13 protein-coding genes are annotated in these 13170 nt (G+C 59.1%); 7 read left to right on the top strand and 6 right to left on the bottom strand.

The features are described 5' to 3' along the window. Positions 1-154: 154 nt before the first annotated feature. Both LVY75_31370 and LVY75_31365 read left to right on the top strand, forming a co-directional pair. The gene (locus LVY75_31370; protein XAZ23250.1) at positions 155-1378 is read left to right on the top strand and encodes an argininosuccinate synthase; all 1224 of its coding nucleotides are present in this window, start codon (positions 155-157) and stop codon (positions 1376-1378) included. Between the two features lie 140 nt (positions 1379-1518). Beyond that, on the top strand, positions 1519-2160 hold the full coding sequence (locus LVY75_31365; GenBank protein XAZ23249.1) for a LysE family translocator: 642 nt from the start codon (positions 1519-1521) through the stop codon (positions 2158-2160). On the opposite strand, the gene LVY75_31360 is transcribed toward LVY75_31365, so the two are convergent. Continuing rightward, the gene (locus LVY75_31360; protein ID XAZ23248.1) at positions 2161-2607 is read right to left on the bottom strand and encodes a hypothetical protein; all 447 of its coding nucleotides are present in this window, start codon (positions 2605-2607) and stop codon (positions 2161-2163) included. 204 nt (positions 2608-2811) lie between these two features. Here LVY75_31360 and LVY75_31355 point away from each other — a divergent pair, with 204 nt between their 5' ends. The 4 genes from LVY75_31355 (at position 2812) to ppa (ending at position 8270) form a co-directional block, all read left to right on the top strand. Continuing rightward, entirely contained in the window at positions 2812-4899 is a 2088-nt protein-coding gene (locus tag LVY75_31355) for a M3 family metallopeptidase (protein ID XAZ23247.1), read from the top strand. 160 nt (positions 4900-5059) lie between these two features. Beyond that, positions 5060-6880, top strand: coding sequence for a translational GTPase TypA (gene typA, locus LVY75_31350; GenBank protein ID XAZ23246.1), 1821 nt, complete (start codon positions 5060-5062; stop codon positions 6878-6880). Between the two features lie 198 nt (positions 6881-7078). After that, positions 7079-7585: a GNAT family N-acetyltransferase gene (locus LVY75_31345; protein XAZ23245.1), complete on the top strand. Its 507-nt coding sequence runs from the start codon at positions 7079-7081 to the stop codon at positions 7583-7585. Positions 7586-7733: 148 nt separating this feature from the next. Next, positions 7734-8270, top strand: a complete 537-nt coding sequence (ppa, locus tag LVY75_31340; GenBank protein ID XAZ23244.1) for an inorganic diphosphatase — start codon at positions 7734-7736, stop codon at positions 8268-8270. Between the two features lie 58 nt (positions 8271-8328). Here ppa and LVY75_31335 read toward each other — a convergent pair whose 3' ends face one another. After that, positions 8329-8640, bottom strand: a complete 312-nt coding sequence (locus tag LVY75_31335; protein XAZ23243.1) for a DUF167 domain-containing protein — start codon at positions 8638-8640, stop codon at positions 8329-8331. Beyond that, on the bottom strand, positions 8637-9026 hold the full coding sequence (locus LVY75_31330) for a YggT family protein (GenBank protein ID XAZ23242.1): 390 nt from the start codon (positions 9024-9026) through the stop codon (positions 8637-8639). The genes LVY75_31335 and LVY75_31330 overlap by 4 nt, the downstream gene beginning before the upstream one ends. A gap of 64 nt (positions 9027-9090) precedes the next feature. Here LVY75_31330 and LVY75_31325 point away from each other — a divergent pair, with 64 nt between their 5' ends. Then, entirely contained in the window at positions 9091-10335 is a 1245-nt protein-coding gene (locus LVY75_31325) for an MFS transporter (GenBank protein XAZ23241.1), read from the top strand. Here LVY75_31325 and LVY75_31320 read toward each other — a convergent pair. Genes LVY75_31320 through LVY75_31310 form a run of 3 tightly spaced genes read right to left on the bottom strand, consistent with a single transcriptional unit; the run spans position 10316 to position 13168 of the window. Next, positions 10316-11068, bottom strand: coding sequence for a glutamine amidotransferase (locus tag LVY75_31320; GenBank protein XAZ23240.1), 753 nt, complete (start codon positions 11066-11068; stop codon positions 10316-10318). The genes LVY75_31325 and LVY75_31320 overlap by 20 nt on opposite strands. After that, a complete protein-coding gene (locus LVY75_31315) occupies positions 11058-11543 on the bottom strand; it encodes a TerB family tellurite resistance protein (GenBank protein ID XAZ23239.1) in 486 nt (161 codons plus the stop codon). The genes LVY75_31320 and LVY75_31315 overlap by 11 nt, the downstream gene beginning before the upstream one ends. A 17-nt stretch (positions 11544-11560) precedes the next feature. After that, complete coding sequence (locus LVY75_31310) at positions 11561-13168, bottom strand: heme biosynthesis protein HemY (GenBank protein XAZ23238.1); 1608 nt, start codon at positions 13166-13168, stop codon at positions 11561-11563. Positions 13169-13170 lie beyond the last annotated feature (2 nt).

Genomic DNA, 13170 nt, shown 5'->3' with positions numbered 1-13170 from the left:
TGCCGAATATGGGCTCTGCTTTTGCGCTGTCAAACCTTATCGGGGTACCGCTGGCGCCTCGTTGCCCTTGCGTCACGCGCCAATCTCGCTAAAAGTGCCGCGATACCGGGCTCTGCGGGTGTGCCGCGGCCTTCATGCAACGGACCTCATCATCATGGCATCATACAAAGACGTGAAGAAAGTCGTGCTCGCTTATTCGGGCGGTCTCGATACCTCGATCATCCTGAAGTGGCTGCAGACCGAACTTGGCGCTGAAGTCGTCACCTTCACCGCCGATCTCGGCCAGGGCGAAGAGCTGGAGCCGGCGCGCAAGAAGGCCGAGATGCTCGGCATCAAGGAGATCTATATCGAGGACGTGCGCGAAGAATTCGTGCGCGATTTCGTCTTCCCGATGTTCCGCGCCAATGCCGTCTATGAAGGTGTCTACCTGCTCGGCACGTCGATTGCCCGTCCGCTTATTTCCAAGCACCTCATCGATATCGCCCGCAAGACCGGCGCCGACGCGATCGCACATGGCGCGACCGGCAAGGGCAACGACCAGGTTCGCTTCGAGCTTTCTGCCTATGCGCTGAATCCCGACATCAAGATCATCGCGCCGTGGCGCGACTGGTCCTTCAAGAGCCGTACCGATCTGCTCGAATTCGCCGAAAAGCACCAGATTCCGGTCGCCAAGGACAAGAAGGGTGAGGCTCCCTTCTCGGTCGATGCCAACCTGCTGCACTCCTCTTCCGAAGGCAAGGTTCTGGAAGATCCGGCGCAGGAAGCGCCGGAATATGTGCATATGCGCACCATCTCCCCGGAAGCAGCGCCCGACAAGGCCACGACCATCAAGGTTGGTTTCCGCAAGGGGGATGCCGTCTCGATCAACGGTGTCGAGATGTCGCCGGCAACATTGCTCGCGACCCTCAACAATTATGGCCGCGACAATGGTATCGGTCGCCTCGATCTCGTCGAGAACCGCTTCGTCGGTATGAAGTCGCGCGGTGTCTACGAGACCCCCGGCGGCACGATCCTGCTGGCAGCGCATCGCGCGATCGAGTCGATCACGCTCGATCGTGGCGCGGCACACCTCAAGGACGAGCTGATGCCGCGTTATGCCGAGCTCATCTATTACGGCTTCTGGTTCTCGCCGGAGCGCGAAATGATGCAGGCCCTCATCGACAAGAGCCAGGAACATGTCGAAGGCGAAGTGACGCTGAAGCTCTATAAGGGCAATGTCATGGTCACCGGCCGTGAGAGCGAAAAGTCGCTCTATTCCGACAAGCTCGTCACCTTCGAAGACGATCAGGGCGCCTACGACCAGAAGGATGCCGCCGGCTTCATCAAGCTCAATGCGCTGCGTCTTCGCACGCTCGGCAAGCGTAACCTGCAGAAGTAACGCTCGTCGGACCGATCCGAAAGAGCCCGCCGGCCTCGCCGCGCGGGCTTTTTTCTTTCACGGCTTATACACCGTAGACGAGTGTCTTGACGGGACGAGGTCATGGCATAAGCTGCACCGGTTACCATCGGAGCCTTTCCATGCCGCTTTCCCTGCTTATCGGCGCCTTTCTGGCGGCGCTTTTCTATGTGCTCATCCCCGGTCCGGCTTTTCTGCAGCTTCTCGGTATTGGCGCCGGGCAGGGTCGCAAGGCGGGCGCCTTCTTCATGATGGGCCATCTTGTTGGCGATCTCGTCTGGTCGGGTCTGGCGCTGGTTGCGATCGTCGGTGCCAAGACGATCGGCACGTTCGTTTTCGACCTGCTGGGGCTTGCCTGCGGCTTCTATCTCGCTTGGATCGGCTGGAGCGCCGTCAATGCGAAGCCGAAGGCCGAGGGACAGGCGCTGCTCGTCGTGGAGCGGCCGTTCCGCCGCGGACTGATTTTCGGGGTCACCAACCCGAAGGGCTATCCGGTGGCGCTCGCCACGTTCACGGCGCTGGTCGCAGGCTCTGCAAGTGCGCTCGACTTTCAGGCCCTGCCGATGCTGCTCAGCGTGTCCTTCGTCGGTTTCATCACGGCCGACATCATCCTGATCGGGATCATCGGTGCCGGCGTCGTACGCCGCTTCTACCGCGCCCATGAAAGGCTGATCGTACGTTGCTCGGGCGTGCTCTTCATGGGTTTCGCCGTTCAGGCCCTGTGGCATGCCACGCCTGGTCTGCTCGGTTGGCGGAAAGCCTGATCAGGTCTCGCTGGCAAGGAAGCCGACGACTGATCTCAGCGTCTGAACCTCATTCGGGTCGCCAATCGACATGGCGATCTGAAGCTGGTCCTTGTAGTAGTCCAGGAAGTTGAAACTGGTGCCGTCGGTGACATTGGACAGATCGATGACGTTGCCGAGCGGATCGATCGCGTGCATGGGCAATGGTTCGGATATTGCGGCAAAGGTACTCTGATCAATCAAGCCATTGTCAAGGCTCTGACGGGCATAGCTGCGCAATTCGCCTGCACTGACGGCCGTGAAATCGATCGCCTGGCGATTATCAAAATCTTCGATCTGGAATGAGCCTTGAGCAATGCCGTGCTTAGGCTCGATTACAATATCAGCGGTCTTCGAACTTTTTGCGTTATTGTTTGTATTATTTTTGAATAGCAAACTCTGAGAAGACCGCAGGGAAAAAATTTCCATGCGCATGTCCTCTTACTTGAAGATAAGGCGAAACTAGCGTCTCGAGCCGATTCGCGTCAATCGTTAACGATTGGTTAATTTTTATGTATCAATTCTTGCCCACAAGAATTAGCCGGGCGGACAAAAGTCACGGCCGGCCACATATCAATTCCGTGGCGACCTTCCTATATTATCGATCCACTTGCCGGCATAAAGGACTTTCATATGTCTTCTTCCACTCAATTCAATCAGGCACTTGTCAACTGGAATGGCCTTCATGGCCTGCCGCGTTTTGACGCCATTGCCGATAGCGATTTTGCCGCGGCCTTCGAGGCCGCGCTCGCCTTGCACGAAAGAGAGATCGACGCGATCGCCGGCAGCAAGGAAGAGCCGAGTTTCGACAATACAGTCGTCGCACTCGAGATTGCCGGGGATGAACTATCGCGCATTTCCTCTCTCTTCTGGAACCGGGCCGGCGCGCATACCAATGATGTCATTCAGGCGCTGGAGCGGGATATTTCGCCCAAAATGTCCCGGCATTATTCGAAGATCGGCATGAATGCCGACCTCTTCAAGCGTATCGACGCACTCTGGGAAAAGCGTGAAAGCCTTGGCTTGACGCTGGAGCAGACACGCGTGCTGGAGCGGCATTGGAAAGGCTTTGTCAAATCGGGCGCCAAGCTGCCGAAGGCAGAGCAGGAGAAACTTGCTTCGATCAACGAAAAGCTTGCCGGCCTCAGCACCGGCTTCGGCCAGAACGTGCTTGCCGACGAAAAGGGCTGGTCGCTGATCCTCTCCAGCGAAGAGGAACTTGCCGGCATTCCCGATTTCCTGCGCGACGCAATGGCAGCTGCTGCCCGCGAGCGCGGCGAGGGCGGCAAATATGCTGTAACGCTGTCACGCTCGATCATCGAGCCGTTCCTCACTTTCTCCGAGCGCCGGGACCTTCGCGAGCAGGCCTTCAAGGCCTGGGTGGCGCGTGGTGAAAATGTTGGCGAGACGGATAACCGCGGCATTATCAGAGAGACCCTTGCGTTGCGTGACGAGGTGGCGAAGCTTCTCGGCTACGCCAACTTCGCCGAGCTGAAGCTCGACAACACCATGGCGAAGACGCCAGAGGCCGTGAATGATCTGCTGCGCGCCGTCTGGGCAAGGGCGGTGAAGCGCGCTCACGAGGAAGAAGCGGATATCGCCGCGCTGATCACCGCGGAAGGCAAGAACCACGACGTCATGCCGTGGGATTGGCGTCACTATGCGGAGAAGATCCGGGCGCAGCGGTTCAATTTCTCGGAAGCGGAGCTGAAGCCCTATCTGCAGCTCGAAAAGATCATCGACGCCTGCTTCGACGTTGCTGGTCGCCTGTTCGGCATTCATGCCGTCGAGAAGAAGGGCGTTGCCGCCTATCATCCGGACGTCCGGGTCTTCGAGATTCGCGACCGGGACGACAAGCTGGTCGCGCTTTTCCTCGGCGACTATTTCGCCCGCAGCTCGAAACGTTCGGGCGCCTGGATGAGCTCCTTCCAGTCACAGCACAAGCTGACGATGAAGAACGGCCACCATGGCGAGATGCCGATCATCTACAATGTCTGCAATTTCGCAAAGCCCGCGGAAGGAAAGCCGGCGCTGCTTTCGCTCGACGACGCGCGTACGCTGTTCCATGAATTCGGCCATGCGCTGCACGGCATGCTCTCCAACGTCACCTATCCCTCTGTATCGGGAACGGGGGTCTCGCGCGATTTCGTCGAGCTTCCTTCCCAGCTCTACGAGCACTGGCTGACGGTTCCTGCCATCCTCAAGGAATATGCCGTGCATTTCGAAACCGGAGAGCCGATGCCCCAGGCGCTGCTTGACAAGGTGCTCGCTGCCCGCACCTTCAATTCCGGCTTCAACACCGTGGAGTTCACCTCTTCGGCGCTGGTCGACATGGCCTTCCATACGCGCGACAAGGTGGAGGATCCGATGGCCGTTCAGGCCGAGGTGCTCTCGGAGATCGGCATGCCGAAATCGATCGTCATGCGTCACGCCACGCCGCACTTCCAGCATATCTTCTCCGGCGGTTATTCGGCGGGCTATTATTCCTACATGTGGTCGGAAGTGCTCGATGCCGATGCCTTCGCCGCCTTCGAAGAGACGGGCGATGCCTTCAACGGCGAAATGGCCGCAAAGCTTCGGAACAATATCTACTCCACGGGCGGCTCCGTCGATCCGGAAGACGCCTACAAGGCTTTCCGCGGCAAGCTGCCGAGCCCGGACGCGATGCTGGTCAAGAAGGGCCTTGCGACCTTCGAGGAATTGACAGGCAGTGACGCTTAAGACAGTTTGATGACATAGAGCAAAGCGGCATGGTGATAGCCATGCCGCAGCTTTCGCGTGCCACCCCCTTTCGCAATCGCGAAAAAAAACGGTATGAGCGCGCCAAACATAAATGGCGCGTCCACTAAGCGTAGCGCCCCAGCCTCAGAGATTATGACAAATGGCACTTCGCAACATCGCGATCATCGCGCACGTTGACCATGGCAAAACGACCCTCGTCGACGAGCTTCTGAAACAGTCCGGTTCGTTCCGCGAGAACCAGCGCGTTGCAGAGCGCGTGATGGACTCGAACGACCTCGAAAAGGAACGCGGCATCACCATTCTCGCCAAGGCAACCTCGGTGGAATGGAAGGGTGTCCGCATCAATATCGTCGACACCCCCGGCCACGCCGACTTCGGCGGTGAGGTCGAGCGCATCCTGTCGATGGTGGATGGTGCGATCGTTTTGGTCGACTCTTCCGAAGGTCCGATGCCGCAGACGAAGTTCGTCGTCTCCAAGGCGCTGAAGGTCGGCCTTCGCCCGATCGTCGCGATCAACAAGATCGACCGTCCTGATGGCCGCCATGAAGAAGTCATCAACGAAGTCTTCGACCTCTTTGCCAATCTCGACGCGACCGACGAACAGCTCGACTTCCCGATCATGTATGGCTCGGGCCGCGACGGCTGGATGAACGTCAATCCTGAAGGCCCGAAGGACGAAGGTCTTGCGCCGCTTCTCGATCTCGTGCTCAAGCACGTTCCGGAGCCGAAGGTCGAAGAAGGCCCGTTCCGTATGATCGGAACGATCCTTGAAGCCAACCCCTTCCTCGGCCGCATCATCACCGGCCGTATCGCATCGGGCTCGATCAAGCCGAACCAGGCCGTCAAGGTTCTGGGCCAGGATGGCAAGCTGATCGAAACCGGCCGAATTTCGAAGATCCTCGCCTTCCGCGGCATCGAGCGTACCGCGATCGAAGAGGCCCATGCGGGCGATATCGTCGCGATTGCCGGCCTGTCCAAGGGTACTGTCGCTGATACGTTCTGCGATCCTGCCGTCTCAGAAGCCATGAAGGCGCAGCCGATCGATCCGCCGACCGTCACGATGTCCTTCATCGTCAACGACAGCCCGCTGGCGGGCACTGAAGGCGACAAGGTGACGAGCCGCGTCATCCGCGACCGTCTCTTCAAGGAAGCCGAAGGCAACGTCGCCCTGAAGATCGAAGAAGCCGAAGGCAAGGATTCGTTCTACGTGTCCGGCCGCGGTGAACTTCAGCTCGCCGTTCTCATCGAAACCATGCGTCGCGAAGGCTTCGAGCTCGCCGTGTCGCGTCCGCGCGTCGTGATGCACAAGGATGAAAGCGGCCAGGTTCTCGAGCCGATCGAAGAAGTTGTCGTCGACGTCGACGAAGAACATTCCGGTGTGGTCGTGCAGAAGATGTCCGAGCGCAAGGCCGAGATGGTCGAGCTGCGTCCGTCCGGCGGCAATCGTCTTCGCCTGCGTTTCTACGCACCGACCCGCGGCCTCATCGGCTACCAGTCGGAGCTGCTGACCGATACGCGCGGCACGGCGATCATGAACCGCCTGTTCCACGACTACCAGCCCTACAAGGGCGTGATCGGTGGCCGCGTCAACGGCGTGCTGCTCGCCAACGGTTCCGGCGAAGCCGTCGCCTATGCGATGTTCAACCTGGAAGACCGCGGTCCGATGATCATCGAGCCGGGCGAAAAGGTCTATGCCGGCATGATCATCGGCATCCATTCGCGCGACAACGACCTTGAAGTGAACGTCCTGAAGGGCAAGCAGCTCACCAACATCCGCGCCGCCGGCAAGGACGAAGCCGTGAAGCTTACCCCGCCGATCCGCATGACGCTCGATCGTGCTCTTTCCTGGATCCAGGACGACGAGCTGATGGAAGTAACGCCGAAGAACATTCGCCTGCGCAAGATGTATCTCGACGCCAACGACCGCAAGCGTTTCGAAAAGTCGAAGGCAGCTCTCTAAGAGCCTCGCCTACTCCTTTAAAACCCCGGCCTTCGCGCCGGGGCTTTTTATTGTGCGCTGCGTCGATTCCGTCTTGTGACAATCGTTAAAAAAGCGTTAAATTTTCTCTGTCGTCCACATATCAAGTCTGTGGGCAATCGATCACGATGCGGCTGCCGCATATGGTTAATTGTCGCCAGCGGGACCAGAGTAAGCGTTATGAAGACGTTGTCGATCGATGTCCGGCGGGCTGAACCGCATGATGCCCGAGCCATTTCGGAAGCCCACCGGCTTTCATGGCAGCATACCTATGCCGGCATCATTCCGCATCGTGCTCTGACGCAGATGATCGAGCGCCGCGGCGAAAACTGGTGGCGCAAGGCGACGCGCGGTCCGGCGACATTGCTTGTTCTGGATGTGGCAGGAACTGTCGCGGGTTATGCGACCCTCGGCCTCAATCGCGCTCGCGCATTGCCTCAGGAAGGCGAAATCTACGAGCTTTATCTGCGCCCGGAATATCAGGGTATCGGCCTCGGAAAATTGCTTTTCGGTGAAGCCCGGCGGTTGCTGAAATCTCTCGGCTGTAACGGTATGGTCGTCTGGTGCCTGGAAGAAAATGAGACCGCAGCCGGCTTTTATCGCGACCATGGCGGTGTCGATTTCTGCGAAGGCATGGAAAATTTCGACCATAAGCAGATCAAAAAGATCGGCTTCATCTGGAACTGATTGCGGTACCGCAATCGCTGCATCTTTCATTAGAAAAATTATATATTTTGACGCCCGCGCGCATTAAGCATTGCTTGCGAGGCATGTTGCGTTGCGTCATGAAACCGATTAACTGGCTTCGAGCAATTCAACCTCCCGGGAGTTTCCTATGCGCATCGACGCCGTTTCAATCGGTAAGAATCCACCTGAAGACGTCAACGTTATCGTCGAGGTTCCGGTCGGCGGTCATCCGATCAAGTATGAAATGGACAAGGAAGCCGGCACGCTGGTCGTTGACCGTTTCCTCTATACGCCGATGACCTACCCGGGCAACTACGGCTTCGTGCCGCATACGCTTTCCGAAGACGGCGACCCGATCGACGTGCTGATCGCCAGCACCCGTCCGCTGGTTCCGGGCTGCGTTATCAACGTGCGCCCTATCGGCGTTCTGAAGATGGAAGACAATTCCGGCAAGGACGAGAAGATCATCGCCGTCCCTTCGCCGAAGCTGACGATGCGTTATGACAAGGTGAAGGATTATACCGATCTTCCGGACATCACGCTGAAGCAGATCGAGCATTTCTTCGAGCACTATAAGGATCTGGAGCCTGGCAAGTGGGTGAAGATCTATGGCTGGGGCGACTCCAAGGAAGCAGGCGAGCTGATCCTCGAAGCAATCGAGCGCGCCAAGAAAGAAAAGGCCTGATTCCGGCCATTCCGCAATTGCGGATGCAAGACCGCTGCACATCCTCGCCGGGATTGCTCTAGCCGAATAGCGTTTCGAGCTTGTTGATCAAATCCTCCGGATCGCCATCGATCCGGAGGATTTTTTTGCGCGACGTATCGCCGGCAGCAAGGCTGACCAAGGACTTTCCAATACCCAAAGACTTGGCGACGAGCGCTATGAGGGCCTTGTTGGCTTTTCCCTTTTCCGGGACGGCGGTGACACGCGCCTTCAAGAAGACGCCGCCTTCGCCATCTGGTTCGATACCGTCGATGGCATTCTGCCCGCCATTCGGCGTCAGCCTTACGGCAAGACGGACGTGATCACCGGAAAGCCTCCAGGGACGGCTCAAACGACCAGCGAAAATAGGAAAGGCTTGATCGGATTGTTGAGTATGGCCTGGATGAACAGGATGATCAGCAACAGAACAATCGGAGAGATGTCGATGCCACCCAGGTTGGGCAGAAAACGTCGTATCGGCCGCAATGCAGGTTCGGTGGCGTTATAGAAGAACATGCCCAGTTGGCTGACAAACTGGTTATGCGAATTGATGACGTTGAATGCGTACAGCCACGAGAAAATGGCGCTGGCAATGATCACGTACCAATAGAGGTTCAAAGCCACATTGATAATCAAAAAAATGGCTTCAAGAATTCCCGCCATTACCGTCTCCAGTTCGTTGTTGACAGATATGTAGACATTGGCGATTAAACGAGCAAGGGCCGTGTGGAGACGCATGGCAAATCATGTTTAACGGGCCGCTTCGCAGGCAATTCTGCGCCCGCTCTCTCGGAAAAGCTTCATGTCGCTTTCGCCCACCGGAGACCGTTTTGCCGCGTTCCGGCATCCGTCCTACACCCGCTTTTTCTTCGCGCGGTTTCTGCTTTCCTTCTCGCAGCAGATCGTCAGCGTCGCCGTCGGCTGGCAGATGTATGACCAGACCGGCAGCGCCATTTATCTCGGCCTGATCGGGCTCGTGCAGTTCCTGCCGTCTCTCGCATTGATCCTCGTTACTGGATCGGTGGCCGACCGGCACAATCGCCGTGCGATCGCCTCGATCTGCTCGCTCGTCAGTGCGCTCTGCACGCTTGCGCTCCTGGGGATGACGATTACCGGCAGCTTTTCACCAGTTCCGGTTTTCGCGGTGCTGCTGATCTTCGGCATAGAACGCGCCTTCATGACGCCGGCCGTGCAGTCGCTTGCGCCGAACCTCGTACCGGAGAAGGACCTTTCGAACGCGATCGCCTGGAATTCCTCCTCATGGCAGCTTGCGGCCATCACCGGCCCCGTGCTCGGCGGTCTGCTTTACGGCGTCAGCGCTTCGACGGCCTATATGGTCGCAGTCATCTTTTCTGCGCTGGGCGCGATCCTGCTCTACACGATCCCGAAACCGCCGCAGAAGACGACGGGTGAAGCCAAGAACTGGGACATGATCCTCGGCGGTTTCCGTTATATAAGGGAAGAGAAGGTGGTGCTTGGGGCCATCTCGCTGGATCTCTTCGCCGTTCTCTTAGGCGGCGCCACCGCGCTGATGCCGATCTTTGCGCGTGATATCCTGACGCTCGGGCCCTGGGGCCTCGGCCTGCTGCGTTCGGCGCCGGGCGTGGGCGCCATCATCATGGCGATCTTCCTTGCCGCCTATCCGCTGAAGCACAAGGCCGGCCTGTATATGTTCATCGGCGTGGCGATTTTCGGCGTTGGTACGATCGTGTTCGGATTCTCGACCAATATCGAGGTTTCCATCGCAGCGCTCGCGATCATGGGCGCTGCGGATATGATTTCCGTCTATGTTCGCGAGAGCCTGATCGCGCTCTGGACGCCGGACCATCTGCGCGGCCGCGTCAACGCGGTCAATACGGTCTTTGTCGGCGCATCCAACGAGCTCGGGGAATTCCGCGCGGGTACGATGGCATCGGTTTTCGGCGCCGTCCCGGCCGTCATCATCGGCGGGGTCGGTACGCTTGCGGTCGCTGCGCTCTGGGCAAGCGGCTTTCCGAAGCTCAGGAATATCGATACGCTCGACGCGCCTATACGAGAAGCGCCCTAGTCGTCCTGGCCACGGTCGACTTGCCTTCGAAGACGACATCAAGAAATTCGTCGAGCCAGGCTCTCAGCGGCGCATCGAACAACATGCGGCCTTCGAGATGTTCGCGTCCCTGCTGTGCATTCGGCAGGATGAAGCGATGGGCGCCGTGCACGACCCAGCGGTGCATCATCACCCGCGTCAGCTCCGCATGGAATTGCAGGCCCCAGGCGTTGCCATTGTAGCGGAAAGCCTGGTTGGGGTAAGCGTCGCCGGATGCCAGCAGCTCGGCGCCATGCGGCAGTTCAAATCCTTCCCGGTGGAAGTGATAGACCATCTTCGGCCAGCGCATCAGCAGCCGGCCCTTCTCCGTCGTATGGAGTGGATACCAGCCAATCTCGGTAGACCCGTCGCAATTGGCCGCGACCTTGCTGCCGAGTTGGCGCGCCAGCATCTGTGCGCCGAGGCAGATGCCGAGATAGGGACGGTTTTCCCTGAGGGGGATTTCCAGCCAGTCGATCTCCGCCTTGACGAATTCATCGGGATCGTTGGCGCTCATCGGGCCGCCGAACACCACTGCACCCGCATGGTCGTCGAGCGTCGAGGGCAGCCGGTCGCCAAGCACGGGGCGCCGGATATCGAGGTCGTAGCCTTTCTCGACAAGAAGTTGGCCAACACGGCCGGGGCTTGAGCGCTCCTGATGAAGAATGATGAGAATGGGACGCTTGTCGCGTCTCACTATCCTGTCAGTCGCCATCGTCCTGCACCACCTGTGCGTTTGTCACTCGTGCTGCCGCCTCCTGCCGCTTCTGAATACGCTCACGGGAGGAAACCCCCAGGAGATCGGCGATCCGCCAGATCACATGGTCTTCCATTTCGCTGCGCTCGCCGTCGGCATAGACGATATCCCAGAGAATGCCGATCAGCTCCAGACGCTGCTCGGTATTGAGATGTCTCTTCAGATCGGAGGTGAAGCGGAAATAATCAACTGCCGTGCTTTCGGCTTCCAGCCCCGCGGCCATCAAGGCGTCGAGCTGTTTGCCATCAAGCGCGTATTGCTCCTTCAGAAGCTTGCGCAGCCGTTTCTTCTCGCTGTCCTTGATCTGACCGTCGGCCTCCATGACCTGCATACAGAGCGCGGCCACCGCGATGCGCGGGTCATCGGGCGCAAAGCCTGATTTCGGGCGGTCGGCGGTCAGATTTTGGAAGAATGCCTGAAAGCGTTCGAACATGCGGTTTTTGTTCCATTTCAGAAAAGGCGGAGTCGCGTCTTGGTTTCCGGCTCCATCTTGGGATCGCGCACGCCGGGGTCATCCGGCAGGCCACCAAAGAAGGGTTTTGGTTCAGACGCAGCAGGAGCCGGTCGGGAGGTGGACGGTTCATTGGCTTTTGCCGGTGCGGGGGCCGGAGTTGCTGGCCGCACGGCTTCCGCAATGGTTGCGGCTCGTTCCAGTTCGATAATGCGGTGGTCGTTGACCACGCTTTCCGGCTTGGTATGGCGCAGCGGTGGCAATGTCTTCAGCGCCGTTTCGATCGGGGCGGTCGACCCTTCCTCGACTGGTCCTTCTAGCTGGCCGAAAGGTGCCTTCCACTCGAAGGCGTCGAGACGGCCGGTCACCGGCGAGACCGGCAACCATTTGTCGGAAACGAAACCATCGGCAACCCAGGCCGGATCGCGCGGCGCTTTCAGCGCCTGTGCCAGCCAATGGCGCACGCGACCCTGATCGCCGGTCTCTGCTTCCTCGATGTCTGCAAGCAGCAGAAAGGCTGCCTCGCGGGGTTCGATACGGGCGGCTGCTTCCGCCTTTGCACGCGCCTTGGCGAATTGCTGTGCATCGAGTGCGGCCTGTGCGACGACGAGGAGAGATTCGACATTGTTCGGCCGCATGCCTTCCAGCCGCTCGGCGCGCTTCAGGCGATCGAGTGTCGAATCGCCGCTGCGGGCGCGGACATAGACGCGACCGATCTCGGGATGTGGCGCGGCCTTCCATGCCTGTTCGAGAATGGAGGCAGCCTTGCGTATGCCGTTCTCGCGGAACAGCGCCTTTGCGGCGATAAGTGCGGCGGGCACGAAATCGGCTGAAAGCTTCAGCGCCTGGAGGGCATCGTCACGAGCGCCGGCGGCATTGCTTTCCAGCTTGTCATCGGCGCGCGCCGTAAGCAGCACTGAATGCAGACGGTTGGCCTCTGCCTTTTCGACAACCTTGGCGGCCTTCTGCTGTTCCAGCAGGCGGATGGCGTCGTCCCAGCGGCCGGACTGGCTGCGATATTCGAGCGTTGCCTGTGCTGCCCATGGCAGGTATGGCGCATTGTCGGCCGCTTTTTCCGCGTATTGGCGGGCGGCTTCGTTTGCGCCGAGACGCCTGGCCTCCAGGTAAAGGCCGCGCAAGCCAAGCTCCCGAGTCTCGGGATCGTTGGCCATCGCTTCGAACTTGGAGCGTGCCTCGTCGTAGCGGCCTTCGATGAGCGCCGCCTGTGCTTCCAAAAGATTGATCAGCGGTTCCTGATCGGCGCGGATAAGACCGCGCGAGCGGGCCGCCATCTTGCGGGCGAGCAGGGCATTGCCGGCGCCGGCTGCAATGAGGCCGGTCGACAGCGCCTGGTAACCGCGGTCGCGTTTACGGGCGCGAAAGAAGCGCGTCACCGAATGCGGAGAGGTCCATATCAGTCGGACGAACCACCAGGCCACCATGACGGCAGCGATCAGCGCAATGATGGCGCTTGCCGCCACGATCAGCTTGGTCTGGTAGATCTGGCCTTCCCAGATCAGCGACAGATCGCCGGGACGATCGGCAAGCCAGGAGAAACCATATGCGAGAACGAGGACGAGGAGCGCGAAGATAACCAGGCGGACCATAC

The organism is Sinorhizobium sp. B11 (genome assembly GCA_039725955.1).
Lineage (GTDB): Bacteria > Pseudomonadota > Alphaproteobacteria > Rhizobiales > Rhizobiaceae > Rhizobium.
The sequence above is the reverse complement of the archived record's forward strand: the minus strand, read 5'-3'. Positions and strand labels throughout refer to the sequence as shown.